Annotated in this window: 27 protein-coding genes; 10 read left to right on the top strand and 17 right to left on the bottom strand. The window is 57.3% G+C overall.

Translation table 11 applies throughout. The annotated features are described in order from the left end of the window. Positions 1-238 precede the first annotated feature (238 nt). Complete coding sequence (locus EBB79_RS04490) at positions 239-2008, top strand: trypsin-like peptidase domain-containing protein (protein WP_127747785.1); 1770 nt, start codon at positions 239-241, stop codon at positions 2006-2008. Between the two features lie 115 nt (positions 2009-2123). On the opposite strand, the gene EBB79_RS04485 is transcribed toward EBB79_RS04490, so the two are convergent. The 5 genes from EBB79_RS04485 to EBB79_RS04465 form a co-directional block, all read right to left on the bottom strand. After that, positions 2124-2765: an SDR family oxidoreductase gene (locus EBB79_RS04485; RefSeq protein ID WP_127747784.1), complete on the bottom strand. Its 642-nt coding sequence runs from the start codon at positions 2763-2765 to the stop codon at positions 2124-2126. 28 nt (positions 2766-2793) lie between these two features. Next, complete coding sequence (locus EBB79_RS04480; protein ID WP_127747783.1) at positions 2794-3318, bottom strand: DUF1178 family protein; 525 nt, start codon at positions 3316-3318, stop codon at positions 2794-2796. A gap of 70 nt (positions 3319-3388) precedes the next feature. Beyond that, positions 3389-3802 (bottom strand): NUDIX hydrolase, encoded by a 414-nt coding sequence (locus tag EBB79_RS04475; protein WP_238704994.1) that lies wholly within the window; start codon positions 3800-3802, stop codon positions 3389-3391. Between the two features lie 156 nt (positions 3803-3958). Then, positions 3959-4735 carry an EcsC family protein gene (locus EBB79_RS04470; protein WP_127747781.1) on the bottom strand — a complete coding sequence of 259 codons (777 nt, stop codon included), beginning with the start codon at positions 4733-4735 and terminating at the stop codon, positions 3959-3961. Positions 4736-4781: 46 nt separating this feature from the next. After that, positions 4782-5270 (bottom strand): GNAT family N-acetyltransferase, encoded by a 489-nt coding sequence (locus EBB79_RS04465; RefSeq protein WP_127747780.1) that lies wholly within the window; start codon positions 5268-5270, stop codon positions 4782-4784. An 84-nt stretch (positions 5271-5354) separates the two neighbouring features. Between EBB79_RS04465 and EBB79_RS04460 the strand changes: the two genes are divergently transcribed. Then, on the top strand, positions 5355-5963 hold the full coding sequence (locus EBB79_RS04460) for a flavin reductase family protein (RefSeq protein ID WP_127747779.1): 609 nt from the start codon (positions 5355-5357) through the stop codon (positions 5961-5963). A gap of 9 nt (positions 5964-5972) precedes the next feature. Here EBB79_RS04460 and EBB79_RS04455 read toward each other — a convergent pair whose 3' ends face one another. Then, a complete protein-coding gene (locus EBB79_RS04455) occupies positions 5973-6365 on the bottom strand; it encodes a hypothetical protein (RefSeq protein ID WP_127747778.1) in 393 nt (130 codons plus the stop codon). A 112-nt stretch (positions 6366-6477) separates the two neighbouring features. Between EBB79_RS04455 and EBB79_RS04450 the strand changes: the two genes are divergently transcribed. The 3 genes from EBB79_RS04450 to EBB79_RS04440 all read left to right on the top strand — a co-directional run bounded on the left by EBB79_RS04450 (position 6478) and on the right by EBB79_RS04440 (position 8576). Further along, positions 6478-7398: a hypothetical protein gene (locus EBB79_RS04450; RefSeq protein WP_127747777.1), complete on the top strand. Its 921-nt coding sequence runs from the start codon at positions 6478-6480 to the stop codon at positions 7396-7398. Between the two features lie 42 nt (positions 7399-7440). Then, positions 7441-7683 (top strand): hypothetical protein, encoded by a 243-nt coding sequence (locus EBB79_RS04445; protein ID WP_127747776.1) that lies wholly within the window; start codon positions 7441-7443, stop codon positions 7681-7683. Positions 7684-7937: 254 nt separating this feature from the next. Next, positions 7938-8576, top strand: coding sequence for a CatB-related O-acetyltransferase (locus EBB79_RS04440; RefSeq protein WP_127747775.1), 639 nt, complete (start codon positions 7938-7940; stop codon positions 8574-8576). Between the two features lie 307 nt (positions 8577-8883). On the opposite strand, the gene EBB79_RS04435 is transcribed toward EBB79_RS04440, so the two are convergent. Beyond that, entirely contained in the window at positions 8884-10530 is a 1647-nt protein-coding gene (locus EBB79_RS04435) for a SulP family inorganic anion transporter (protein ID WP_127747774.1), read from the bottom strand. A 283-nt stretch (positions 10531-10813) separates the two neighbouring features. On the opposite strand from EBB79_RS04435, the gene EBB79_RS04430 reads away from it, so the two are divergent. The 4 genes from EBB79_RS04430 to EBB79_RS04415 all read left to right on the top strand — a co-directional run bounded on the left by EBB79_RS04430 (position 10814) and on the right by EBB79_RS04415 (position 14115). Next, positions 10814-11692 carry an S-methyl-5'-thioadenosine phosphorylase gene (locus EBB79_RS04430; RefSeq protein ID WP_127747773.1) on the top strand — a complete coding sequence of 293 codons (879 nt, stop codon included), beginning with the start codon at positions 10814-10816 and terminating at the stop codon, positions 11690-11692. Between the two features lie 106 nt (positions 11693-11798). Continuing rightward, entirely contained in the window at positions 11799-12785 is a 987-nt protein-coding gene (locus EBB79_RS04425; RefSeq protein ID WP_238704993.1) for a DUF418 domain-containing protein, read from the top strand. Between the two features lie 58 nt (positions 12786-12843). Next, complete coding sequence (locus EBB79_RS04420) at positions 12844-13473, top strand: LysE family translocator (protein WP_127747771.1); 630 nt, start codon at positions 12844-12846, stop codon at positions 13471-13473. A gap of 102 nt (positions 13474-13575) precedes the next feature. Continuing rightward, positions 13576-14115, top strand: coding sequence for an adenine phosphoribosyltransferase (locus EBB79_RS04415; protein WP_127747770.1), 540 nt, complete (start codon positions 13576-13578; stop codon positions 14113-14115). Between the two features lie 281 nt (positions 14116-14396). On the opposite strand, the gene EBB79_RS04410 is transcribed toward EBB79_RS04415, so the two are convergent. The 10 genes from EBB79_RS04410 to coxB form a co-directional block, all read right to left on the bottom strand. After that, positions 14397-15812 carry an FAD-binding oxidoreductase gene (locus EBB79_RS04410; protein ID WP_127747769.1) on the bottom strand — a complete coding sequence of 472 codons (1416 nt, stop codon included), beginning with the start codon at positions 15810-15812 and terminating at the stop codon, positions 14397-14399. Between the two features lie 237 nt (positions 15813-16049). Continuing rightward, positions 16050-16634: a GNAT family N-acetyltransferase gene (locus tag EBB79_RS04405; protein WP_127747768.1), complete on the bottom strand. Its 585-nt coding sequence runs from the start codon at positions 16632-16634 to the stop codon at positions 16050-16052. Further along, the gene (locus EBB79_RS04400; RefSeq protein WP_127747767.1) at positions 16634-17896 is read right to left on the bottom strand and encodes a M16 family metallopeptidase; all 1263 of its coding nucleotides are present in this window, start codon (positions 17894-17896) and stop codon (positions 16634-16636) included. Before EBB79_RS04400 ends, EBB79_RS04405 begins: the two co-directional genes overlap by 1 nt. Before the next feature lie 2 nt (positions 17897-17898). Beyond that, the gene (gene thrC, locus EBB79_RS04395) at positions 17899-19281 is read right to left on the bottom strand and encodes a threonine synthase (RefSeq protein ID WP_127747766.1); all 1383 of its coding nucleotides are present in this window, start codon (positions 19279-19281) and stop codon (positions 17899-17901) included. A 4-nt stretch (positions 19282-19285) separates the two neighbouring features. Beyond that, the gene (locus EBB79_RS04390; RefSeq protein WP_127747765.1) at positions 19286-19963 is read right to left on the bottom strand and encodes an SURF1 family protein; all 678 of its coding nucleotides are present in this window, start codon (positions 19961-19963) and stop codon (positions 19286-19288) included. Positions 19964-20060: 97 nt separating this feature from the next. After that, on the bottom strand, positions 20061-20873 hold the full coding sequence (locus EBB79_RS04385) for a cytochrome c oxidase subunit 3 (protein ID WP_127747764.1): 813 nt from the start codon (positions 20871-20873) through the stop codon (positions 20061-20063). Between the two features lie 23 nt (positions 20874-20896). Then, positions 20897-21484 (bottom strand): cytochrome c oxidase assembly protein, encoded by a 588-nt coding sequence (locus EBB79_RS04380; RefSeq protein WP_127747763.1) that lies wholly within the window; start codon positions 21482-21484, stop codon positions 20897-20899. Further along, positions 21484-21651 (bottom strand): cytochrome C oxidase assembly protein, encoded by a 168-nt coding sequence (locus tag EBB79_RS04375; protein WP_127747762.1) that lies wholly within the window; start codon positions 21649-21651, stop codon positions 21484-21486. Before EBB79_RS04375 ends, EBB79_RS04380 begins: the two co-directional genes overlap by 1 nt. A gap of 1 nt (position 21652) precedes the next feature. Further along, positions 21653-22594 carry a heme o synthase gene (cyoE, locus tag EBB79_RS04370; RefSeq protein WP_127747761.1) on the bottom strand — a complete coding sequence of 314 codons (942 nt, stop codon included), beginning with the start codon at positions 22592-22594 and terminating at the stop codon, positions 21653-21655. Positions 22595-22727: 133 nt separating this feature from the next. Further along, on the bottom strand, positions 22728-23567 hold the full coding sequence (gene coxB / locus EBB79_RS04365; RefSeq protein WP_127747760.1) for a cytochrome c oxidase subunit II: 840 nt from the start codon (positions 23565-23567) through the stop codon (positions 22728-22730). Between the two features lie 196 nt (positions 23568-23763). On the opposite strand from coxB, the gene tldD reads away from it, so the two are divergent. Beyond that, positions 23764-25185, top strand: a complete 1422-nt coding sequence (tldD, locus tag EBB79_RS04360; RefSeq protein WP_127747759.1) for a metalloprotease TldD — start codon at positions 23764-23766, stop codon at positions 25183-25185. The last annotated feature ends 128 nt before the right edge of the window (positions 25186-25313 follow it).

The following is a 25313-nucleotide window of genomic DNA, read 5'->3' as shown; positions in this document are numbered from 1 at the left end:
CCTATTGGGGCTGCAAATGCGCGGTCTTTCCTATGCAAGCCCCCGGTCAGGGTCAACGCCACATGTCAGATGATCTCGCTAAGACACATAAAAAGGCCAGAATATTTCATCTCAAGTCAAAACAACCCAGTTTGAAGCGTCAAGACATGAATTCCCCCTAGCAAGGGGCATTCCCTTTGAGGCGGTAAAATGCTTAATTGCGCTAAAAATTTGACTCCTCAGGGATAAAGGAACCGCAATGAGAACTTTCTTTGCTTCACTGGTGCTGACACTGATGGCACTGGCCGCAACTCTACCGGGAGCGGCGCTGGCTCAGCAAGTCTCACCGGACTCGGTCTGGATTCAGGTCGCAGCCCACCCGTCGCTGAACGATGCCAAAACCCGCGCGGCCTCTCTTTCAGCCCAATTGCCCGATGTAAGTGGCTTTACCCTGGGGGGCGGATGGTATGGCGTTGTGCTGGGCCCTTATAGCCGTGCCGATGCCGAGCGCGCGATGCAGGTCTATCGCAGCCAGGGTCAGATCCCACGCGACAGCTTTATTGCTTTTGGCCGCAACCTGCGCCAGCAATTCTGGCCCGACGGCGTCACCCCGTCCACCGTCCCTGTAACCACCCTGCCCGCAACACTTGAGCCAACCGAAGCTCCGGCCCAGGTAACAGAGGTGATCCCGACGCCAGTTCCTGCCGATGAAACTCCGGCCCAGGCCCGCCGCAGCGAACGCCTGCTAAGCGCAGATGAGCGCAAGGCCTTGCAAATTGCACTTAAAGCGGCTGGTTTTTACAGCTCGGCCATTGACGGGTCGTTTGGCCGTGGCACCCGGGGTTCGATGAATGACTGGCAAGCTGCCAATGGCTATGAGTTGACCGGCATTCTGACAACTCTGCAGCGTCAGGCATTGTTGGATGAATACAACGCGCCGCTGATCTCGGTTGGCATGGCTGCGATGACCAACAGCGATGCAGGCATTACAATGCAACTCCCGACCCGCGAAGTTGCATTCTCCCGCTTCGAGCCCCCCTTTGCGCATTATGACAACAAAGGCGACACTGGAATTCGGGTTCTGTTGATTTCGCAACCCGGCGACAAGCGCACCTTGTATGGACTGTATGATATTCTGCAAACGCTGGAGATCGTCCCCCTGGTTGGGCCCCGTGAACGCGGTTCGGACAGTTTCACCATCGAGGGCCGTGGCAACGGTATCGTCTCTTTCACTCAGGCCAGCCTGAAAAACGGCGAGATCAAAGGATTCACCCTGATCTGGCCAGCCGGTGATGAAGATCGCCGCGCCCGGGTGCTCGCCGAAATGCGCGCCAGCTTTACCCGCATCGATGGTGTTCTGGACCCTGCTGCCGGTGGCGATGCCGAACAAAGCATCGACCTGCTGTCCGGCTTGCAGATCCGCCAGCCAAGGATGTCCCGGTCCGGGTTCTATGTGGACAGCCAAGGGGCAGTCCTGACCACCTCGGACGTTGTGGCCGAATGTACCCGGATAACGCTGGATCATGATTACACAGCCGAGTTGCTCAGTAACGATGCTGCAAATGGTCTGGCCGTGCTGCGTCCCCAAACCCCGTTGGCGCCCATGGCGGTGGCGGAACTAAGCGCCGCCTCACCACGCCTGCAGTCTGAAGTGGCGGTCTCCGGCTACTCCTACGAGGGCATCCTCGGCGCACCGACCCTGACCTGGGGCACCTTGGCTGATATCAAAAGCCTGGACGGAAAGTCCGGTATCGCCCGTTTGGATCTCGCGGCCCAGACCGGCGATGTGGGCGGGCCAGTCCTGGACGGAAGCGGCGCGGTTTTGGGTATGTTGTTGCCTCAGGCAATCGGTACTCAGCAATTGCCGCAAGGTGTCAGCTTTGCTGCCAACGCCGAGGCAATCCGTGTGGTTCTGACCGATGCAGGCCTCACCTCAAGCGATCGCAGCGCCGAAACGACGACTTTAACAAATTCAGCGATGAACCGTCTGATCAACGGTATGACTGTCCTGGTCAGCTGCTGGAACTAAGTCTAAATCTAACCAAACTACACCGGAAACGCCGATACCCAGAGTATCGGCGTTTTTGTTTTAACGCGCCTTTTCAAATGATCATAGGATGCGTGCTGATACGCGCCGGTTAAACTTAAAACGCCTGTATGCGGCCGTCCCAGGTGTGGAAGCAGCCGCTGGTTGCAACATTCAAAACGTCGAACTCGTTTATCAGTCCCTCCGCAGAGTCCTGCACTGTGATTTCACCCTCCTCGCCGCCCATATCCGTGCGCACCCAGCCGGGGTGATAAATCCCAACCGCGATGCCTTCAGGCTGCAAGTCCGCTGCCAGATTGCGTCCGATGCTCAGCGCCGCCGCCTTGGAGGCGCGATAGGCATAACTGCCGCCCGGTGCCCGTGCATGACTGGCCATCTGCGAGGAAATAATTGCAATTTTGGGCTCAGCTGCCAGCCGCAGGCTTGGCAGCAGCGCCTGAACGGTCAAGAAAACCCCGGTGACATTGGTGGCCAGGGTGGTGGCCCAGACTTCGGCACTATACGCCTCTAGCGCCATGTTTTTATCCAGGTAGACCCCGGCATTGCAGACCAGTAAATCCACTGGCTGGCCCTTCATCTGCGCGGCAAACCGCGCTTGCTGACCCGGATCGGTGACGTTCAGCTGGGTGTCGGTGGAATGATCCCGTGCCGTGCCGGTGACCTCATGCCCCGCCTCCCGCAGGCGCATCACAATTTCGCGGCCAATGCCCCGGCTGGATCCTGTCACAACAGCACGCATGTCCCAAATTCCTTATTTATTCTGCTCTTTAGTTGGTCTTGCGGTTGGGCATAAAGGGCAATGGCAGAACCGGAATGCCCTCTTCTATCAGGGCCTTGGCCTCATCTAATTTCGCCTCGCCGTAAATGGCCCGGCCAGGTGCATCCCCGTCATGCATCGCCCGCGCCTGGGTCACGAAATCCTTGCCCACATAGTCCGAGTTATCTTCGACCTTGCGTCGTAAATCAGCCATCGCCTGCTCAGCCTCATTGGCAGGCCTGCTTAACGCGCCCTGTGTCGATGGGTTATGCGCCAGTTGTTCCACTGTGCCGGCCTGCGCTGGTTGTGCGTTGTCCGCCTTGTCCACTGGCAGCACTTCCGGTTCACCACGCCCGGACACCGCTTTACGCCCGGGGCGAACCCTTGGCGTCATGATGGCCTTTTCAACCGATCCGTTGCCACAGATAGCGCAGGATATCAGATCGTTGGCCGCCAATTTGTCATAGGCCGCCGCCGACTGGAACCAGCTGTCAAAGGTATGTCCATCATCGCATTTCAGGGAGTATTGTATCATCTAGGGTTCTCGCGTTGCGCAGCCTGATTAAAGCCCAGATCAGATTAAGATCAAGTGCAATGCACCAATGCTAGAGTGCTGCGGGGCAAAACTCCTGCAAAATGCGCGCCAATTCTGGCTCTTGCACTTTGCCTGCAGCTTTTTTCGGTGAAAACCATTTTCGCTCCCGCTGGCCCTGCTCTGGAAAGTCATCTTCCATTTCAGTAACCGCCAGTGGATAGACCATTACAACAATCGGCAGCGGAGCTGCGCGGCGATGCCGTTTTTGGTAGGAATACAAACCCAGGCATTGCCCCGTTGTCGTCCCCCGCACCCCAGCTTCTTCCCAGGCCTCTTGGACCGCCGCTGCGGCGGGTGTTTGCCCATTCATAGGCCAGCCTTTTGGAATGATCCAACGGCCGGACCTGCGCGAAGTGACCAGCAGGATTTTGTGCTTGCCCTTTTTGTTGACCCGGTAACACAGCGCAGCAAACTGCGTGCGCACGTCCCTTTTATCCGACGTATTTGTGGAAATCGGCAATTGGGTGATCAAGAATTCGGCCTCATTTTAGTCATCACATACTTAGCCTGACTGGCGATGACATCAGGTAAAATATTATGGCGCCAATTTCCAGTGCAGACCTATAGAAACACATATGTCTCACCCTTCAGCCACCGCCGGCTGCAACCGCGCCTGCAATAACTGCACCAAGTCCCGATGCGGAACATCCGCATCAATCGCCAACCGCCGCAGCCCAAAGTGGACCTGGGCCATTTTCTGATAGTAGCCGGAAAAGACATAATTCGTTGTTGCCCCAGCCACCGCTCCCAACACTGGGACTGCCTGGCTCGCCAGCTTCTGCCCCATTACCACACCCAACTTGGGTGCAACCTGAGCAATCAGCTTCTGCATTGCCCCCCCGGACAAACTAAGACGCAGGGTCAAAAAACCCAGATCCGCACCATCATCATGCGCCAGCGGGCCTGCGGCGGAAAACACCCGGATACAGTCAAAAGTGACACTTTCTGCTTCGGGATCGAAGCCATGCTCGGCCGCGACCCCCTGGATGATCCGCAGTAAAAAGGCTGTTGTGGTGGGCAGTTCCACCAGCGCGCCCGGCAGGCCACCCATCCCCCCGGCGGCCCCCATCGCGGCACTCATCACCTGGTTCACACCGGGCTTTTGGTCCGGCACCACACGCCGCGAGCGCACGGCAGCCCCCATAGCCAGTTTCAGCGCCTGTTCCGTCGCACTTCCCAAACCCGCCCGCACTGGTTCAGGCAGGCGTTCCAATAGGTTTTCAGCCTTACCACCCACCAGGTTCAACATTTGCAGGCCCAAGCCCGAGGCATTGCGATAGCGATCAGCCAAAGCATCCAGTTCGGTCTCGGTTTCTTGTGGGGTAAGGGCGCGTGCGGGGGATAGAATTTCGGTCAAATCAGCCTCCTCTATCCCTTAAACATTGGACAGACGGGGGTGAATTTCAACCCTGCCAGCGCCGCACCGTGCCAGAAACATCATCCCACGCCCCGGGTTTCAACGCAAATCCCAACACGCGTAACGGGTTTGTGGGCGGCGGCATTTCAACCCCAGACAGTCGCTCAAACCCGAAGCGCTGATAATACGGGGCATCACCCACCAGCAACACCCGCGCCCAGCCGCTGCTTTCCGCCTTGGCCAGCGAATCACGGATCAGCGAGCCGCCCAGCCCCTCACCCTGGTGGGTGGGATGAACCGCGACGGGGCCCAGCAATAGCGCATCCTTGTCACCGATATGCACCGGCCAGAATCTGATCGCGCCCGCCACAATGCCCAATTCGTCTCGCGCCACCTGGCTCAACCCAGGAACGGGCGCCACATCATCGCGCAACCGGTACGACGACAGCGCCTCGCGGCCCGGCGCAAAGCACAGATCATACAGCGCCTCGACCTCCCAGCGGTCTTGCGGCAGTTCCGCTATCAGCTCGATCACGGCACATGGCCTCCCGCATCCCAACTCAGACTGGCAATCGCCCTAGCACGGGTCTAAGCCTTGGGCAAACAATTGGAGTCACCCATGTTCTATCGCCCCGAGCAGGGCCACGGCCTGCCGCATAACCCCTTCAACGCCATCGTCACCCCGCGCCCCATCGGCTGGATCTCATCCCGGTCGGCTGATGGCACCAACAATCTGGCCCCCTATTCTTTCTTCAACGCCGTCGCCTATGACCCGCCGCAGGTGATGTTCGCCTCGACCAGCGCCAAGCCCGACCAAGAGGGCACCAAGGACAGTGTGGCCAACATTCTTGAAACGGGCGTATTCTGCATCAATATCGTCGAATACGCCATGCGCGATGCCATGAACGCCTCATCCGCCGCCCTGCCCCGCGAGGTCGACGAGTTCGCCCACGCAGGTCTGGAAACTGCGGAATGCAGCACCATCGCCTGCGCCCGCGTCGCTGCCGCCCCGGCCGCTCTGGAATGCAAGCTGACCAAGGTTGTCACCCTGCCCGGCGAGGCCAACCGTGTGGTGTTTGGCGAAGTGGTCGGCGTGCATATGCGCGATGACTGTCTGGTGGATGGCAGTTTTGACGTCACCCGCTATGTACCGCTGGCCCGCATGGGCTACCGTGACTATTCGGCCGTGCGCGAGGTCTTCAGCCTGACCCGCCCGGACGAGTCCTAACGGAAAGACTTATTCTCCACGGATCACAATATTCGGTTCGTCCAGACAAAACCCAAGAATGACAGTTACCGATGTAGGAAATTCGGGACTGTCAAACACCACCTGAGCCCGCCCCCACTGGCTACTCGCGGGCGCGTCACCGTGTGACATGAACGCAGTGCACGCGCCTGCACCCTGACCGATCCAGAATGCATCGTGGCTGCTGCGGTTAGAGTAGTTCCCAGCCAAGCCTGGAATGATCAGTTTGGCAGGGTAGGCATCCACATTGGTAAAAGAGAAAATGGCCGCACCGCCCTCCTCTGCCTCATAGACGATTTGCCCCATGTCACTGTCCCAGACTTCGTCAGCCAATACCGGCACAGACAAAAGGGAGAAGATGGCAGCGAGATGAAATGCATTCATGGGAAACTCCTGATCAGACCAATGCGGAAAGGGTGTCACAATTTCGCCAATGAGGATAGTTATCAATTTTTTGCTGCGTCACCACAGCAGTTGTTCAACTAGAGGCGACATTATGCGGAGCGTTTTTCTGAGCATTTTTTTAGGTTTCATTGCGGCCGTCGCTTGGAGTGATACCGGGCAGATCAAACCCGGCTCAATGCCTGCGGTCTTTGACGCCAACAAGATTAAGGGACTGAGCGGGGACCTTTTTACATTTGATGTGGACGGCACCCTTTCAGATGGGCCACGACAATCAAAAGACGGCCCTGTCGACTATTCGCTACTCCTTAGCGATGACTACATCAAAAAGGAATTCCTGACTTCGGTAATGGAGTGTTCTTCCTGTGAGAACAGCGTGTTCAAATGGCCGAGTAAAGAACTGACAATCAGAATACTTCCTGAACCCGGCGGCACGAAAATTCGAGAGATCTGGAAGATCACTCAACAGTTAAGGAAAACGCTGGACGCCGCTGGATTTTCTACACATCCGGCCGTAAATGCAAAAGAAGCCGATGTTATAATCCTCATTGGCAGTCATAAATATCTGAAAGAAGTGGTTGGGTTTACGAATGATCCTTGTGCTGTGGAATATTACTCTAGCCCCCCTTCGGAGCAGTACCAAAGTACAGAGAACTGGGGTTTCAATGGCCAAGTGTACACCGGAGAATCATGTTTTCTTTCGTTGGCACAACGAAGAACCAAAGGGCAAGTTTTTATACTTCTGCACCCTGGTGACATGGATAGATGTCTTCCTGGCTATTTCGTACGGGCGGCGGGGTTGGGCGCGACCCATGGCTACCTCCCTAGCGTCACCAATGATAAAATGGGGTACAGTTCACCCACGTTGGTAGATTTTTTGTTTCTGGATATCTTGTATTCACCGGACTTCCCGCTCACAGAAGGGCGGGCCAATAGAGCTGGATTTGTATCAACATACTTTGAAAGTGAGAGTTTCGAAGTTCGCATGAGGGATCGAACTGCAAGACAGAATTGAACACAAACCTTAGAAAAAGTATGAGGATAGGACAGTCCTAAAATGAAGAAAAATGGGATTACAAACCTGCTAAAAGAGTTCTGGGTGTTCGGCGACCCCGCCTTGCAAATTCTCTGCTGTATGTTTCCGTTGATGATTGTCTGGAGAAACTACTTTCCGGAGAGTTATTACGGAACGCGGTTTACTATGTTGGGTGAGCTATCAATATTTGTTCTAATGCCTTTCGGTTTTGTTGCGTGTGTTTATGAGTTTTGGAAGCAGAAAAAAGCTTGTGGTAAGAAGTGAGAAGCTGTGTAGACTTCGAGCTAGTTTAAAACCAGTGTGACTAGATATTTTACCAGGCATTCTCCAAACAGATAACCAGAAGGCAATGTCTCACGTCGGGCAGCGTCTTCTTCAACCTGGATCATACAATTGTTGATGGCGGGGCAGCTCAGAATTCGGCAAATGGACGAGTGACTGTACACAAAATGGAGGGCATGATGGACCAGCACCTGTAACCCACGAAAACCCCCACATTTTCCAGTACAGGAGGCTTCATGCCTTACGCCCTGCCCGACGCCAACCGCGTCCATCCCATCACCCTGCCCGATGGCCAACCCCACCTCGGCACCGTTTTTCTGCGCAATGTCGTGGATCACCCAAAGCTCGAGGTCGGCGATTACACCTACGCCTCAGACTTTGATCCGCCATCACCCAGTGGCTGGGCCAACCATCTGGCCCCCTATCTATTCCCGATGTCGCAAGAAACACTGAAGATCGGGCGGTACTGTCAGATCGCCCATGGGGTTCGCTTCATCACCTCCAGTGCCAATCACGCCATGGAGGGGTTGACCTGCTATCCCTTCCCGGTGTTCGATCCAGAACAGATGATCGGTTTTCAACCTGACACCCGCGACACAGTGATCGGCCATGATGTCTGGATCGGCTACGGAGCCATGATCCTGCCCGGCGCCCAAATCGGCAACGGGGCCATCATTGGCGCCGGCGCAGTGGTGCGCGGCACCGTGCCGCCTTATGCCATTGTGACTGGCAACCCCGGCACTGTAGTCAAAAAACGCTTTGAGCAAGCTAAAATCGACCAACTGCTAGAGCTGCAATGGTGGGACTGGCCTGCCGAGCGCGTCGCCGCTGCTCAAAAAGCCCTCCAGACCGGAGACGTGGCTGGCCTAAGATAAAATCGCTGTTTCGGAGCCGCCGTCACCTGATAGCGCAGCGCCAGCTCTGCGGCACCGGGACAGGTTAAATCGCCGAGGGGCCCCGCCCTGCGGGGAGACGGCTATTTCACTTGGCGCGGGGTGGCAGAACTGGCAGCCAGAGCTCAGGTGATGGCGGATCTGACACAGCGTATCGCTGTTTTGGTGAGCCCAAGCCCCCTGACCGTCAAAAGGAAAGGGGCCACCTGAACAAACAGGATGGCCCCTCCACATATTCCAATCAAACAAGCCAGTGTGCGCCGTCAGGCGCACTCCGTTTTGCGAGGGGTCAATGCCCACCCAGAATGCCCGTTTTAACCGAGTAATCAGCGGCGATTTCATAATCAGGGTCATCGTCACTGTCGACCATCAGATGGCCGGCTTTGGACAGTAACTGGTGACAATCCCGGCTCAGATGGCGCAGGGTCAACTTCTTGCCCGCGTCCTCGTACCGCCCTGCCAGTGCCTCAATCGCCTGCAAAGCCGACTGATCAACCACCCGGCTGCGGGCGAAATCAACGATCACACTGTCCGGATCTGCTGTCACGTCAAACAATTCGGTAAACCCATCGGTCGAACCAAAGAACAGTGGACCTTCGATTTCATAGACCCGCGCACCCTTGTCACTTTCCGAGTCGCGGATCACCGCGTGGATACGTCGTGCGTTGTTCCAAGCATAGGCCAGCGCCGAGACGATCACGCCGACAACCACAGCTATCGCCAGATCGGATGCCACGGTCACCACGGTGACCAGAACGATAACAAAGGCATCCATCATCGGCACCCGGCGCAGGATATTCAACGAGTTCCAGGCAAAGGTACCGATCACCACCATGAACATCACACCAACCAATGCCGCCAGTGGGATCTGCTCGATCAAACCAGACGCCGCAACAATGAACAGCAGCAGGAACAGCGCGGCAGCAATGCCGGCGATGCGGGTACGGCCTCCGGATTTCACGTTGATCATCGACTGGCCGATCATTGCGCAGCCGCCCATGCCACCGAAGAAACCGGTCACCATATTTGAGGCCCCCTGTGCGATACATTCCTGACTGGCACCGCCACCCCGTTTGCCGGTAATTTCCCCTACCAGGTTCAGCGTCAGCAGACTTTCGATCAGGCCAATCGCTGCCAGAATAACAGAATAGGGCAGAATGATCTGGAGTGTCTCCCAGTTAAAGGGCGCCAGCGCTGTGCCGTAAATCCCAATACCTTCGCCAAAGGGATTGTGGAACGTTGGCAGCCCCCCTTGAATTGACGCAAGATCGCCGACCCGCGGCACATCCAGGCCAAAGACAATGACGATGGCAGCGACAATGCCGATTCCCGCCAGTGGCGCTGGTATCACCGACGTGATCTTGGGCGTGCCCCAAATGATCACCATAGTCAGCCCAACCAGCCCCAACATCAAAAACAAAGGCAACCCGGTCAACCATTCGGTGCCGCTCGTTCCTGGCACTTTGAATTGAGTCAGCTGTGCCAGAAAAATCACAATGGCCAGCCCATTCACAAATCCCAGCATCACCGGATGTGGTACCAGACGGATGAACTTACCCCAGTGCATTACGCCCGCGAAGATCTGCAAGGCGCCCATGAGAACCACAGTTGCAAACAGATATTCCACCCCGTGTTCTGCGACCAAAGCCACCATCACCACGGCCAGTGCCCCGGTTGCACCTGAGATCATCCCCGGGCGCCCCCCGAACACAGCTGTAATCAGACCAACCATAAAGGCCGCATAAAGACCCACCAGTGGGTGAACCCCCGCAACAAATGCAAAGGCCACAGCCTCGGGTACCAGGGCCAGCGCGACGGTCAATCCCGACAGCAATTCGGTGCGCACTCGGGCCACAGACCAGCCTTCGTCTTGCATGATAGAAAGATTGGGCGGGGACATGTGATTGGCCAATAATGCCAGAGCGGCGCGTTTCATCGTGTTACCTATGTCTTGGGGAATGTGGGGTCGCAGACCGGCCCTAGCGATAAATCGCCTATGATACAAGGCTGCGGTGCGACGGCCCGGCCCAGCCAGATCCGTTTGAGCGGTCTTTTGATGAAGATTGGGGCGCTGCCCCAAGCCCCGGGATATTTAAAGCCAGATGAAAATGGGATCCCTCGCGGGTCGTTTTGCTGGTTCTGTATCCCCAGCCTTGCTTGCCAAGCTGCAGGTTGCGCTGCACAACTGTGGACAGACTTTATAACGCAGGACACAGACCATGACCAAACCCACCATGATTGCCGTGATCGGCGGCTCAGGCCTGTATGAGATCGACGGGTTGCTTAATGCCCAGTGGGTTACCGTTGAAACGCCCTGGGGGGCGCCGTCGGACCAGATCCTGACAGGGGATCTGGACGGAGTTAAAATGACCTTTTTGCCGCGTCACGGCCGCGGCCATGTCCATGCGCCAACGGACGTGCCGTATCGCGCCAATATTGATGCTCTGAAACGGCTGGGGGCAACGGACGTTATTTCTGTTTCGGCCTGCGGCTCGTTTCGCGAGGACTTGGCTCCGGGTGATTTTGTTGTTGTTGATCAGTTTATTGATCGCACTTTTGCGCGCGACAAGAGCTTCTTTGGGTCTGGCTGTGTCGCCCATGTCAGCCTTGCCCACCCGACCTGTCCCCGGTTGGGGGATGCCTGTGAGGCCGCCGCGCGCGCCGCCGGCATCACGGTGCATCGGGGCGGCACTTATCTGGCGATGGAGGGACCACAATTTTCCACCTTGGCCGAGTCCAGACTGTACCGCGAGCAGTGGGGCGCTGATGTCATAGGCATGACCAATATGCCCGAAGCCAAACTGGCGCGCGAGGCCGAGCTTTGTTATGCCTCGGTTGCGATGGTCACCGATTTTGACAGCTGGCATCCCGATCACGGCGCGGTCGACATCACCGCCATCATTGCAACACTTCAGGGCAATTCGAGCAATGGGGCCGAGTTGGTGCGCCGCCTTCCCGCGCTATTAGGACCTGAACGCGCCCTCTGCCCCCATGGCTGCGACACTGCGCTGCAATACGCCATTATGACCGCGCCGGAAAAACGCGACCCTGTCTTGCTGGCAAAGCTGGACGCTGTGGCGGGGCGGGTTCTGAGCTGACGCATACACAGACCAAAAGATGTGTATTGAGTTCCTGAAAACTGCCCAGCCATGGGCCATTTAAGACCACATTAGGATTTTCATGCGCCTGCAGGGGCTCGATATTGTGCGATTTTTGGCCTTTTGCGGCATGGTTCTGGTTAATTTCAGACTGGCCGCGCAGGTCACCCCCGGTGACGATTGGCCGTCGCTGCTAACTACGGCGCTAGAGGGGCGGGCGGCGGCGCTGTTTGTGGTACTGGCGGGGATTGGGGTTGCCCTGGCCAAAGCGCCAGCCAGCCTGATGCTGCGCCGGGTGGCATTTCTATTTGTGCTCGGCCTGGCCAATCTGACAATATTCGAGGCTGATATCCTGCATTTCTATGCGCTGTATTTTGCTGCAGCCATCCCCTTTGTCTCCGCGCCAAACCGATGGCTATGGGCGGGCATAGCTGTGGTAATGGCCCTGAGCCTCTGTGCCCAGCTCATCTTGAACTATGAAGCCGGATGGAATTGGGACACATTGCACTATGCGGATTTCTGGACCATATCCGGATTTTTGCGACACGCGCTCTACAACGGTTGGCATCCGGTGTTCCCCTGGCTGTCTTTTCTACTGTTTGGCATGTGGATCGGACGGCTGGCGCTCTCTACGAAGGGGGTGCAACTACATCTGGCAATCTGGGGCACTGTTGCTGCGGCCTTAGCACTGATACCTGGATGGCTGATCGACGACCCTGAGGTGATTGATCTCATTAATACAACCTCGATCCCACCGGGCCCGTTTTACATCATCGCTGGCTGCGGCAGCGCAGCAGCTGTTATTGGTCTGATCCTGCTTTTGCATCCCATTTTAAACCGCCTGCGGATGGCGCAATGGCTGGCGCCCGCTGGGCGGCAAAGCCTAACCCTGTATGCCGCCCATATCCTGTTGGGCATGGGCACACTTGAGGCGCTGGGGTGGTTAGACGGATCGCTGACCGCGCCGCAGATTTTATGGATCAGTCTGGTTTTTTGCCTCGCATGTCTGATCTATACCTGTCTGTGGGGGTTGAAATTCAAGCGCGGACCGCTGGAGATGATGATGCGGCGGCTCACTGAAATTGGACGTTGACGCGGATGCAAAGTGCTGTCTTTGCTTCCGCTGTACCGTTTTTACAGGATGAATTATTATGGACATGAACCTCTGGCTGGCCTTTGTGGCTGCCTCGATGGCATTGCTGCTGATCCCCGGCCCGACTGTGTTGTTGGTGCTGAGTTATGCCCTGTCCAAGGGGCGCCAGGTGGCTGTTGCCGCAGCATTGGGCGTGGCGCTGGGAGATTTCATCGCAATGACCGCGTCGCTGGTCGGATTGGGCGCTTTGGTGATGGCCTCGGCGACATTATTTATTGCACTGAAATGGGCGGGGGCGGTCTATCTGGTCTGGCTCGGGATCAAGCTGTGGCGCAGCACCTCAACAGAGGGAGTAACTGAACTTGCCAACACCCGCGACGTGCAGGCCAAAGGTATCTTAGGCCATACCGCCATCGTGACCGCACTGAACCCTAAATCCATTGGTTTCTTCATCGCCTTTGTGCCGCAGTTCATCCGCCCCGAAGGCAATCTGGCACCGCAGTTTGCCATTCTGATTGCCACATTTGTGATCCTCGCCGGGTTGAACGCACTGGCCTATGCAATGCTGGCGGATCGCCTGCGCGGTTGGATCGCCCGCCCTGCCGTTGTGGCCAACCTGACCCGTGGCGGCGGTATTGCCCTGATCGGAATGGGGCTGGCCACGGCATTTCTGCGCCGCCCGGCCTAGGTTCCGGCTTGCATGACCGGCGGACTTCGGCCAAACCGTGTTTGGTTTGGCCGCGTGGGTCAGCCCTGCGCCATTAGAGCCGACCATCAAAGAGGCCCCGCCATGCCAAAGCACACCGCCGTCAAAGATTACATCCGGACCATCCCGGACTTCCCGCACCAAGGGATCATGTTCCGCGATGTCACCACTTTGTTTGCCGATCCGCGCGGTTTTCGTATGGCGATCGACCAAATGCTGCATCCCTATGCCGGTATGCGCATCGACAAGGTGGTGGGGTTAGAAGCCCGCGGCTTTATCCTTGGCGGCGCCATTGCGCACCAACTGGGCACCGGTTTTGTACCTATCCGCAAACAGGGTAAACTGCCCGGCGCCACCCTAAGCCAAGACTACAAACTGGAATACGGCGAGGCCACCGTCGAGATTCACGACGATGCAATTCAGCCTGGCGAGAAAATCCTGGTGGTCGACGACCTATTGGCAACCGGCGGTACCGCTGCCGCGGGTATCAAATTGATCGAGAGGCTGGGAGGCGAGATTGTCTCGTGCTCGTTCATCATCGACCTTCCGGAACTGGGTGGCGGCAAAGTGTTGGAAAGCATGGGTATGGATGTGCATGTCCTGTGTGAATTTGAAGGCGAATAGCTGCTCTGATTTGACGCGAAACAATATGGCACTGTTTCGCGTCTGGTTGCGTTTGTGGCAAGGAACACCGCTCCCATACATGAACGCCGCTAATCCTGGGTCCCCCTGACACTCGCACTGGCCATTGTTATTATGGCATGTTCCGGCATGTGGGCCTTGACCATAATCCTGCCTGCCGTTGTCGGCGATATCCTGTTGTACCTGCTACTGAACGATTGCGGTTTTCAGCCTTCATCCGCAACAGCGGCTTTGCTCAGAAAAGGATGCGGGTGGCATCCAGACTAGGCTTTCAACACAGCGCCGGGATTCAGGATGCCATTGGGGTCCAAGGCCTGCTTGATCGCCCGCATCGCTGCCAGCCGAACCGGATCACCGTAGCGTTCTATATCATCCGCCTTCATGCGCCCCACACCATGTTCGGCACTGATAGAGCCGCTCATCTCATGCACCAGATCATGCACCACCTGCTGCACCTCGCCACGCTGAGACTCATAGTCCTCACGCCTCCGGCCAACAGCGGGAAACACGTTGTAATGCAAATTTCCATCGCCAAGATGGCCAAAGCAATTGATCCGGAAATCTCCCAACTGCGCGATCCGCTCCCCTGCCCGCACGATAAACTCGGGGATCGCTGACAGTGGCACCGAGATGTCATGACTCACCACCGAGCCAACCAGCCGGTTCGCCTCGGGGATCTGCTCCCGCACCGTCCATAGCTCTTGCCGCTGAGCTTCGGATTGCGCGATCACCCCGTCCAGGGCATGACCTGCCTCTAGCGCCACCTCAAACAGGTCCGCCAGCTCGGCCTCGGGATCGATCCCCCCGGCCAGTCCCAGCTCGACCAGAACACTCCATTCAGGTGGCGCCGCAAATGGCTGGCGCAGCTGCGGCAGCGTCTCGCTCAGAAACTCCAACCCCTGACGATGAATAAGTTCAAATGCACTGATGCCTTCGCCCAACCGGTCCCGCGCCAATGACAGTATGGCCAGCGCGGCCTGCGGTGACTTCACCACAAAGATAGCCGTCCCGCGCGCCGCCGGAATGGGCGACAGTTTCAACGCCGCTGCAGTGATGATCCCCAATGTGCCCTCGGCACCAATCAGCAATCCCCGCAAATCATACCCGGTGTTGTCCTTACGCAACCGGCTCAACCCCTGCCAGATGTCTCCGCTGGGCAACACGGCCTCCAGTCCAAGACATAACTCACGGGCATTGCCATATCTCAGTACATTCACCCCGCCCGCATTGGTTGACAGGTTACCACCGACCTGCGCCGACCCTTCCGAGGCCAGTGACAGTGGAAACAACCGCCCCGCCTCCTGTGCGGCGGCTTGCACATCAGCCAGAATTGCCCCGGCCTCGGCCACCAGCACATTCTCCTGAGGGTAAACCGCACGTACAGCCCTCATCCTCTCCATCGAAATCACCAGTGGCAGGGGCCCCTCAACCATCACCTGGCCACCAACCAGCCCAGTGCCGCCGCCATAGGGTACCACCGGCACCCGGGCGACATTCGCGGCGCGCAGCAATACCGAAACCTGCTCAGTAGTCTGCGGCAACGCCATCACCCCGGCCTGACCACGGTAGCGCCCACGGGGTTCCTCAAGATACCGCGCCTCAACCTTGCGCAAGACGCCCTCAGGCAATTGTGCTTCCAGCCCGGCAATGAAGCCACCGTCGACAGAGTTCAAATTCATAATCAAGCCCTCTCCAAATCTTGACAGCCAGCCACCGTTGTCAGCAGCGAAACCAACACATGCACCCCATGATGCAAGCAGGTCTGCGGCCAAATAAGCTCACAAGATCCGCTTTTCATCTGGCTGAAAATATCCCGGGGTTTGGGGCAGAGCCCCAAGACGCACCCCCAAAATACAGCCTCAAAACACTGGCCCAAGACTCTGGCCCAAGACACTGGCCCGAGACACTGGCCACAATTATCCCGCTTCCGTTCGCCCACGCCGATCACTGCGCAACGACGCATACAATACATGTGACCGCCAGCGGCCGTTGATCTGCAGATAGGACTGCGCCACGCCTTCATATTTGAAACCGCTGCGCTCCAGCAACCCGCGAGACGCGGTGTTCTCCGGCAGACAAGCGGCCTCGATACGGCTCAGATCCAGCTTGGTAAACGCATAATGCACCACCGCACCAATCGCCTCGTGCATGTATCCCCGACGGGCAAAGGGTAGACCGGTCCAATAACCCAGTGTCCCGGCCTGCGCCGGTCCGCGACGAATGTTATCCAGCGTGATCGCTCCAACCAGCACCTGATCTTCGCGGCGACATAGAAACAGTGGCAAAGCAGTGCCGCCATTGATTGACCGCTGGGCCCAGTACACCCGGTTGGTAAAGGACTTGCGGCTCAGATGATCGGGTGCCCAGCTGGGCTCCCAGGGCATAAGATAGGGCTGGCTGTCCTGTCGCAATCTGGCCCAGGCGTGAAAATCAGAATGCACCGGCGGCCGCAGAGTCAGCCGCTCGGTCTCAATCCGAACTTTCCGTTTGGACAGCAGCATCAAGCGGCGCGCCTCTCCTGCAAACGGGTCAGGCTGGGCGCCTCTGAGACGGGCCCGTATAAGGCCAAAGCCGCCGGAGCCTGCGTCGCCATGGTTTCGGCAAACTCGCGGACATCGCCGGTGGTGACCGCATCGATACGCGCCACAGTGTCCGCCAGCGGTGGGACCTTGTCCCAAATCTGCACCAGACGCGCCAGGCGTTCGGCCCGGTTCGACGGGCTTTCCAGCCCCATCAGCATCCCGGCTTTCATCTGTGCGCGCGCCCGGGCCACTTCTTCAGGTCCCATGTCCTCGGCGGCGCGCTTCATCTCATCGATGGTGATCTCGGCCAGCTCGCCCAGTTGCGACGCCGAAGTGCCTGCATAGATGGTGACTGATCCGGTGTCAGCATAAGCCCCGGTCTGCGCAAAGATTGAATAACACAGCCCGCGCTTCTCGCGCACTTCCTGGAACAACCGGCTGGACATGCCGCCACCCAAAGCACTGGAATAGATCTGTGCGGTATAAATTGCATCGTCGCGGTAACCAGGACTTTCCAGCGCCAGCGCAAAATGCGCCTGCTCCAGCGCTTTCTCTTGCCGCGCCTCGCCGCCGGTAAACCGCGCCGGTTCGACCACCATGCTGGGGCGCGCCTGCATATGACCAAACAACCTCTCGGCAGCCTTGACCAAGGCATCGTGATCCACCGCACCGGCAGCTGACAGAATCATCTGACCGGGGCCGTAATGTTCAGCGACGAACCCCGCCAGATCATCGCGATTGAAGGCGCTGACCCGTTCCGTCGGGCCCAGAATGGTACGGCCCAGCGGCTGGTTGTGATAGCTCTCTTCCTGCAGCCAGTCAAAGATCACATCATCCGGCGTGTCCAGCGACTGACCGATTTCCTGCAAAATCACCCCACGCTCGATTTCGATCTCTTTGGGATCGAACACCGGGTTCAACACGATATCGCCAATCACATCCAGTGCCAGCGGCACATCGTCCTGCAGCACCCGGGCATAATAGGCCGTCACTTCGCGGCTGGTATAGGCATTGATATAGCCGCCAACGTCCTCGATCGCCTCGGCGATTTGCAATGCAGACCGCGTGGCCGTGCCCTTGAACGCCATGTGCTCAAGAAAATGGGCAATGCCATTTTGCTCAAGCCGCTCATGACGTCCCCCTGCGGTTACCCAAATACCAATGGACGCCGATTGCAGCCCTGGCATATTTTCAGAAACGATACGAAAGCCGTTGGCCAGCTGGTCTTGTTGAACAGTCAATTTCAGATGTTCTTTCTAATGTGCTCTTCGAGAGTCGTTAGGTCGTTGGCGATCCGGGTCACCCGTTCCGGTCTGTCATACAGATCTGACATCTGTGTGGGAAGAGGCGGATGAATGCCACAGGCATCTTTCACCGCAGCTGGGAATTTGGCCGGATGCGCAGTGGCCAGCGTCACCATGGGCACACTTGGGTTGCGGTGCTCCTCGGCCACTTTGACCCCGACTGCCCCATGCGGACACAGCAGGTCACCACTGGCCGTCAGTTGGCTCTTGATGGTGGCCAGCGTTTCGTCCTCGGAACAGCGCCCCGAGTTATAGGTCTCGCCGAGCGCTTGCTGTGCCCCCTGCGAGACATCAAAGCCGCCCGACGCCAGTTCGTCCATCAACTGCGCCACGGCACTGCTGTCGCGGCCATAGGCAAAATACAAGGCGCGCTCAAAATTCGACGATACCTGAATATCCATCGAGGGCGAGATCGACGGGATGGTTTCGCCTTTGTAATAGCCTTTGCCGTCCAGACAGCGATGCAGGATGTCATTCTGATTGGTGGCGACCACCAGCTGATCGATTGGCAGGCCCATTTGCTGCGCAATGTAACCGGCAAAGATGTCGCCAAAGTTCCCCGTTGGCACGGTAAAGCTCACCTTGCGATGCGGCGCGCCCAGCGACACAGCGGACGAGAAGTAGTAAACCACCTGCGCCAAAACCCGGGCGATGTTGATCGAGTTGACTCCAGCCAGTTTCACGCCATCGCGAAAATCGAAATCGTTGAACATGTCTTTGACGCGGGCCTGACAATCGTCAAAATCTCCATCCAGCGCCAGCGCATGCACGTTAGACTCAGGCGGCGTGCTCATCTGGCGGCGCTGCACTTCAGACACCCGGCCATGCGGGTACAGGATGAACACATCCACATTGCTCAGCCCCTTAAAGGCCTCAATCGCGGCGGATCCGGTATCACCCGAGGTCGCCCCGACAATGGTCACCCGCTCGCCCCGTTTGGCCAGTGCAGTCTGGAACAGCTGACCGATCAGCTGCATGGCAAAATCCTTGAACGCCAGCGTCGGGCCGTGGAACAGCTCCAGCAGGAAATGATTCGGCGCCAGTTGTTTCAGTGGCGCCTGCGCGGCATGGTCGAAATTGGCATAGGCCTTGGCGATAATGTCCCGAAATTCCTGATCGGTGAAACTGTCACCCAGGAAGGGCCGCATCACTCGGAACGTGGTCTCTTCATAGCTAAGCCCAGACAGTGCCGCGATCTCGTCATGGCTCATCTGTGGGATCTCGGCAGGCACATACAGGCCTCCGTCACGGGCCAGCCCACTCAGCATCGCCTCTTCAAATGTCAGCTCGGGCGCCTGCCCACGGGTGGAGATGTATTTCATCGCTTCAGCTTTCAGTTTTTGCGCGTGAGCGCCACAGGAAGTAGGCGGTCATCGCGGCCCAGATCAGGGCCAGCGAAAACCAGGTCACCGCATATTGCAAGTGATCGTTCGGGATAGAGGCAGTGTTGATTGGCAGCGGTCTAACATGGCTACCATTGATCGGGTGTTCGTTCAGAACCACCATGATCGGTAAAGTGTCCAACGCTGCAGCCATGGCATCCACATCCCGTGCATACCAGATATTCTTATCCAGATCAGCCGGTGGCGTGTAACTGTCGACCTCATCCGGCCAGTGCAGGTTACCGATCAGTTCGACCTTGCCAGTGTTGCGCTCATGCGCTTTTGCGGCAGTTCGGATAAAGCCGCGGTCCACCAGAATACGGCGGCCATCTGCGGTCTCAAAGGGGGCGATGACGCGATAACCCGGTCCCAGATTGCGGGTCGAGATCAGCACATGCAGCTCACCCGCAGTCAGTTGCCCGACCAAGCGAACCGGCATGTATTTGTCGGCAATGGGATCCGGGCTTTCTGGTAAACCCACCGGGTCGGCGTAAATGCGCGAGTCGATGACATCCAGGATCTGCTGCTTCCAGACCATGCGCTGCACCTGCCACGCGCCCAGGCTTAGCAGAACTGCAAGTCCGGCCAGGCCGATCACCAGTAGAAATATCAGATGCCGCATCACAGCCCTCTGCCAACACAAAAGCGCGCGGAGCATCCCCCGCGCGCTGTGATTGATACGCTGTGTCTGCAGTTTTTCAACTGCAAACATGTACCCATTACATTCCCGCTGTACCCCAAAGGTACACGGCGAAAAACAGGAACAGCCAAACAACATCCACAAAGTGCCAGTACCAGGCAGCGGTCTCAAACCCGACGTGCTGTTCTGGGGTAAAGGCCCCCTTCATGGCGCGGATCAGACACACGATCAGGAAAACGGTACCCAGCAACACGTGGAACCCGTGAAAGCCAGTGGCCATGAAGAAGTTCGAGTAGAAGATATCGCCACCAAACTCCCAGCCATCATGGGCCAGCAGCTCGTAATACTCAAAACCCTGCAGGCCGGTGAAGGCGACGCCAAAGGCGATACCGATGGCCAGACCCTGGATCAGCGACTTGCGGTCATTGTCATGCACCAGCGCGTGGTGCGCCCAGGTGACGGCACAGCCCGACAACAGCAGGATCAGAGTGTTGATCAGCGGCAGGTGCAGTGGATCAACAATATGGATTGCTGGCTGCACATAGTCCGTGCCGATATAATCCTGCATCGGATAGATCGCGTGTTTGAAGAACGACCAGAACCAGGCAAAGAAGAACATGACTTCGGACGTCACAAACAGGATGAACCCGTAGCGAAGACCGATACGCACCACTGAGGTGTGATCGCCAATATTGCTTTCTACGGTCACTTCGGACCACCAGGCGAACATGGTGTAAAGCACACCCAACAGACCGCCCCAGAACATCCAGGCCGTGATACCGTGCATCCAAAGCACCGCCCCGAACAGCATGACAAAGCCAAACAACGCCCCCAGAAACGGGAGGATTGACGGCGGAAGAATATGATAATCGTGATTTTTTGCGTGCGCCATTTAAGTGTCCCTCACCTGCCGGCCTAGTTCATGTTTGATACTGCCCCGGTGTTTTCACCGGGTTCAAGGGCGGCATAACCCTCGGGCAGATCGACTTCGTAGAATGTGTATGACAGCGTAATCGTGTGCACATACTTACCGTCCCGGTCATCAACGATTTCCGGATCGACAAAAAAGGTCACGGGCATCTCGACCCGCTCACCTGGTTGCAGGATCTGCTCGTCAAAGCAGAAACACTGAATCTTTTCAAAAAACGCACCGGCCGAGTATGGCGTAACGTTATAAGAGGCCGCTCCGGCGATGGGGCGGTTGGTTGGATTATAGGCCTCGTAAAAGGCCAGACCGGTTTCACCGATCTTCAGTTCCATTTCGCGTACCACGGGCTTGAACTCCCATGGCATGTCACGCTCTTTAGAGGCGTCAAAACGAATGGTAATGGTCTCGTCCAGAACCGTGTCGGAATCAGTCAGGGCAACGCCCGTGACGCCACCAAAACCGGTGACCCGGCAGAACCAGTCGTAGAACGGCACCGAGGCCCAGGCCAAAGCACCCATAACAACGACGACACCTACCAGCTGGGCAGCGGTCTTTTGAGGCGCACTCAAGGCCATCAGTTTTGCTCTGCCGCGCTGGTGTTTGGGAATTTGAAATCATCGGATGTGACTTTGACGATGGTCAGCGCCAGCACCAGCACCACAAATGCGGCCAGCGAGACGCCAACGCCCATGTTGCGGCCAAAACGGCGCCGATGCAATTCATGCGGTGGTTTGAAGCTCATGTTACCAGCCTCCCAGTCCAAAAGGTTTCAGCAGGGCTTCGATTAGGATCGCCCCAAAGTGTAAGAAAAGATAGAGCAACGACAGCTTGAAGAAGCTCCGCTCGACTTTGAAGTTGTCGCCTTCGGAATCATCCTCGTCACGGCGCCAGATCTTCCAGGCACCCTGCAGGAACAGGGCATTCAGGACCACCGCCACAGCCAGGTAAACCGGTCCACCAACGCCCGAGAACGAGGTGCCAACGGCCAGAACAGCCAGCAAGATGGTATAAACCAGGATATGCACGCGGGTAGAGCGCCGACCATGGGTCACCGTCAACATCGGCACACCGGCATCGTCGTAGTCTTTGCGCATGAACAGCGCCAGCGCCCAGAAATGCGGCGGTGTCCACATGAATGTCAGGGCAAACATCAGCCAGGGCTCAATCGACAGGGACCCAGTGGCCGCAATCCATCCGATCACCGGTGGAAAGGCACCGGCAGCGCCACCGATCACGATGTTCTGCGGCGTCAGGCGTTTCAGCCACATGGTGTAGACGACAACGTAAAAGAAGATGGTAAAGGCCAGAAAGGCTCCGGCCAGGACATTGGTCGCCAGCGCCAGCATGATCACCGACATGCCCGACAGCGCCAAGCCCAGCCTCATGGCTTCGCCCGCTTCGACTTTACCGGCCGGAATCGGACGCGTTTTGGTCCGTTTCATCACCGCGTCAATATCAGCGTCCCACCACATATTCAGCGCGCCCGAAGCGCCGCCGCCAATCGCGATAAACAGCACCGCACAAAAACCAATGACCGGGTGTACGGATACCGGAGCAGCCAGCAGGCCGACCAGCGCCGTAAACACCACAAGTGACATCACCCGCGGCTTTAGCAGGGCAAAATAATCACCAAAGCTGGCCTCATCCTCGTGGATTATGCTGGCCTGAATGCTTGCGTCGCTCATTTTTGGTCCATTTGTTTTCTGGCTGCATAATAGACACACAACCCGGGGCCGTCGAAAAGTCAGGCAAGGCGCGGATCAGATCGCGCCCTGCCATGGGTCTGTTACTTTGGGCGCGGTCGCCCGTCTTGCTCGATCAGTTAGAGGCAACCTGAAAGCTTTGCGGCAGACCGGCATATTCTTCAATCGCACCTGTCAGCCAGGCGTCATAGACCTCTTGGCTCACAACTTTTACTGTGATTGGCATATAGGCGTGGTCTTTACCACAAAGCTCGGAACACTGACCAAAGTACACGCCTTCTTTCTCAGCATTGAACCACAGCTCTGCCAAACGACCCGGCACGCCATCTTGCTTAACAGCAAAGGCAGGCATCGCCCACGAGTGGATCACGTCTGCACCGGTCACTTGCATCACAATGGTTTTGCCAACGGGCACAACCACTGCAGTGTCTGTCGCCAGCAGGTATTCATCCGCAGCATAACCGTTTGCTTCCAGCTCATCACGTCCCAACAGGAAGCTTTCAAAGCCGAATTCGTGATCTACATACTCATAGCCCCAGTACCACTGGTAGCCTGTTACTTTGATCGTGATGTCTGCCTTGGGGATTTCCTGCTGATTGAACAGCTGCGGCAGCGAGAAGGAACCGATGAACACCAGAATAACAATCGGCGCCAAAGTCCAGGCAATCTCGATCGAAGTGTGGTGGGTAAAGGTCGCAGGAGTTGGGTTAGCCTTGCGGTTAAACCGTACGATTGCATACAAAAGCAAGCCGCCGACAAAGACGCAGACCAATGTGATGACAACCAGAATCAGCCAATCGAGTGACTGCGCACCACGGGCCAGCTCGGTCACTGCCGGTTGAAAATTAAGGCCCCCGGGAATGGGTTTGCCGATAGTTTCCAGACCGTCTTGTGCCACAGCTGGCAGACTGGATAGGCCTGCAAAAAGGCCCGCAAGCTTAAAAGCGTTCTTCATGTTTATGTCCTGATCGTTTGATCGCGTTGTTCCTCGCGCCGCCACATTCAGTCAGGAATCGTTGATTCCAAAAAACGCATCGGCCCCGTTGTCTTTGTTGGCTGTAGAAATCATATTCCTTGCAGCAGATAAAGAGTGATGCTTGCGTCAAATGGGCGCTTTCTTGATTTAGATCAAAAAAAATGAGGTCCACACCATGGAAAACGCAGCCTTTCGACCATTTGAAGCCGCATTACCGGCGGACGATGCGTTAAACGTGTTGAAATCTGCCCTCGCCGGCGCCGACGATGGCGAGATTTTTGCCGAGCGCCGCAAGTCAGAGTCGCTGGTCTTTGACGACGGCCGCCTGCGCAGTGCCAGCTATGATGCTGCCGAAGGTTTTGGGCTACGCGCCATCAACGGCGAAGTCGCCGGCTATGCCCATTCAACCGATGTCTCCATGGGCGCGCTCAAGCGGGCTGCTGAAACCGCGCGTCTGGCTGTCGGCGATGGCGGCGGCACCCTGGCCGATGCACCCAGCGCCACCAATCGCAAGCTGTATACCGACGCGGACCCAATCGGCGCGATGCCCTTTGCGGTCAAAATCGAAACTCTGCGCGACATCGACGCCTTTGCACGTGATCTGGATCAAAGAGTGGTGCAGGTCTCAGCGGTCTTGGCGGCCTCGCTACAAGAGGTAGAAATTTTGCGCGCCGACGGAGTATTGGTGCGTGATGTGCGCCCCATGACGCGATTGAATGTCTCGGTCATCGTCGAACAAAACGGCCGCCGCGAAAGTGGCTCGGCCGGTGGCGGCGGTCGGGTAGGGCTGGATGGGCTGGTTGATCCCGTCGACTGGCAAGCCAAAGCCCGCGAAGCTTTGCGGATTGCCCTGGTCAATCTGGAGGCCGTCCCCGCGCCTGCAGGCGTCATGGAAGTGGCGCTTGGACCTGGCTGGCCCGGCATTTTGCTGCACGAGGCCATCGGCCACGGGCTAGAGGGCGACTTTAACCGCAAGGGCAGCTCTGCCTTTGCCGGCTTGATGGGCCAACGCATCGCTGCAAAGGGCGTCACCGTTTTGGATGACGGCACCCTGCCCGACCGTCGCGGCTCGATCACCATCGACGACGAGGGCACCCCCTCGCAGGCCACAACATTGATCGAGGACGGTATCCTTGTCGGCTATATGCAAGACCGCCAAAACGCCCGCCTGATGGGGGTCACTCCAACCGGCAATGGACGGCGCCAAAGCTATGCCCACGCACCGATGCCGCGGATGACCAACACCTATATGATGGGCGGCGAGGCGGATCCCTCGGATCTGGTGGCAGATATAAAGGATGGCATCTGGGCGGTTGGGTTTGGCGGCGGTCAAGTCGACATTACCAATGGTAAGTTCGTGTTTTCCTGCACCGAGGCCTACCGGGTCGTGAACGGCAAAATCGGCGCACCCGTGAAAGGCGCCACCTTGATTGGCGACGGGGCCACCGCCCTGCATCGGATCCGGGCCCTGGGCAATGACATGTCACTGGACCCGGGCATGGGCAATTGCGGCAAAGCGGGGCAATGGGTCCCGGTCGGCGTTGGCCAACCTACAGTGTTGATGGATGGGCTGACAGTCGGCGGAGCCGCCGCATAGGGTCACGACCTTAACTAAAACCAGAAACCCTGCACAAAGATGCTAACGCGGTGCCCTCTAATCAGATTTACGCGATGGCCCTCCGGACTTAGAACTCGAAACGTGCGCCCGATTACATATAGACCAAG

The organism is Parasedimentitalea marina, assembly GCF_004006175.1.
Taxonomy (GTDB): Bacteria; Pseudomonadota; Alphaproteobacteria; order Rhodobacterales; family Rhodobacteraceae; genus Parasedimentitalea; species Parasedimentitalea marina.
This window is presented reverse-complemented; position numbering and strand designations above follow the sequence as displayed.

Excerpts from the sequence above, each read along its gene's own strand:
- EBB79_RS04490 (WP_127747785.1), top strand. The coding sequence starts at position 239 with ATGAGAACTTTCTTTGCTTCACTGGTGCTGACACTGATGGCACTGGCC.
- EBB79_RS04485 (WP_127747784.1), bottom strand. The coding sequence starts at position 2,765 with ATGCGTGCTGTTGTGACAGGATCCAGCCGGGGCATTGGCCGCGAAATT.
- EBB79_RS04480 (WP_127747783.1), bottom strand. The coding sequence starts at position 3,318 with ATGATACAATACTCCCTGAAATGCGATGATGGACATACCTTTGACAGC.
- EBB79_RS04460 (WP_127747779.1), top strand. The coding sequence starts at position 5,355 with ATGTTCTATCGCCCCGAGCAGGGCCACGGCCTGCCGCATAACCCCTTC.
- EBB79_RS04455 (WP_127747778.1), bottom strand. The coding sequence starts at position 6,365 with ATGAATGCATTTCATCTCGCTGCCATCTTCTCCCTTTTGTCTGTGCCG.
- EBB79_RS04450 (WP_127747777.1), top strand. The coding sequence starts at position 6,478 with ATGCGGAGCGTTTTTCTGAGCATTTTTTTAGGTTTCATTGCGGCCGTC.
- EBB79_RS04445 (WP_127747776.1), top strand. The coding sequence starts at position 7,441 with ATGAAGAAAAATGGGATTACAAACCTGCTAAAAGAGTTCTGGGTGTTC.
- EBB79_RS04440 (WP_127747775.1), top strand. The coding sequence starts at position 7,938 with ATGCCTTACGCCCTGCCCGACGCCAACCGCGTCCATCCCATCACCCTG.
- EBB79_RS04435 (WP_127747774.1), bottom strand. The coding sequence starts at position 10,530 with ATGAAACGCGCCGCTCTGGCATTATTGGCCAATCACATGTCCCCGCCC.
- EBB79_RS04430 (WP_127747773.1), top strand. The coding sequence starts at position 10,814 with ATGACCAAACCCACCATGATTGCCGTGATCGGCGGCTCAGGCCTGTAT.
- EBB79_RS04420 (WP_127747771.1), top strand. The coding sequence starts at position 12,844 with ATGGACATGAACCTCTGGCTGGCCTTTGTGGCTGCCTCGATGGCATTG.
- EBB79_RS04415 (WP_127747770.1), top strand. The coding sequence starts at position 13,576 with ATGCCAAAGCACACCGCCGTCAAAGATTACATCCGGACCATCCCGGAC.
- EBB79_RS04410 (WP_127747769.1), bottom strand. The coding sequence starts at position 15,812 with ATGAATTTGAACTCTGTCGACGGTGGCTTCATTGCCGGGCTGGAAGCA.
- EBB79_RS04405 (WP_127747768.1), bottom strand. The coding sequence starts at position 16,634 with ATGCTGCTGTCCAAACGGAAAGTTCGGATTGAGACCGAGCGGCTGACT.
- thrC (WP_127747766.1), bottom strand. The coding sequence starts at position 19,281 with ATGAAATACATCTCCACCCGTGGGCAGGCGCCCGAGCTGACATTTGAA.
- EBB79_RS04390 (WP_127747765.1), bottom strand. The coding sequence starts at position 19,963 with ATGCGGCATCTGATATTTCTACTGGTGATCGGCCTGGCCGGACTTGCA.
- EBB79_RS04385 (WP_127747764.1), bottom strand. The coding sequence starts at position 20,873 with ATGGCGCACGCAAAAAATCACGATTATCATATTCTTCCGCCGTCAATC.
- EBB79_RS04380 (WP_127747763.1), bottom strand. The coding sequence starts at position 21,484 with ATGGCCTTGAGTGCGCCTCAAAAGACCGCTGCCCAGCTGGTAGGTGTC.
- EBB79_RS04375 (WP_127747762.1), bottom strand. The coding sequence starts at position 21,651 with ATGAGCTTCAAACCACCGCATGAATTGCATCGGCGCCGTTTTGGCCGC.
- cyoE (WP_127747761.1), bottom strand. The coding sequence starts at position 22,594 with ATGAGCGACGCAAGCATTCAGGCCAGCATAATCCACGAGGATGAGGCC.
- coxB (WP_127747760.1), bottom strand. The coding sequence starts at position 23,567 with ATGAAGAACGCTTTTAAGCTTGCGGGCCTTTTTGCAGGCCTATCCAGT.
- tldD (WP_127747759.1), top strand. The coding sequence starts at position 23,764 with ATGGAAAACGCAGCCTTTCGACCATTTGAAGCCGCATTACCGGCGGAC.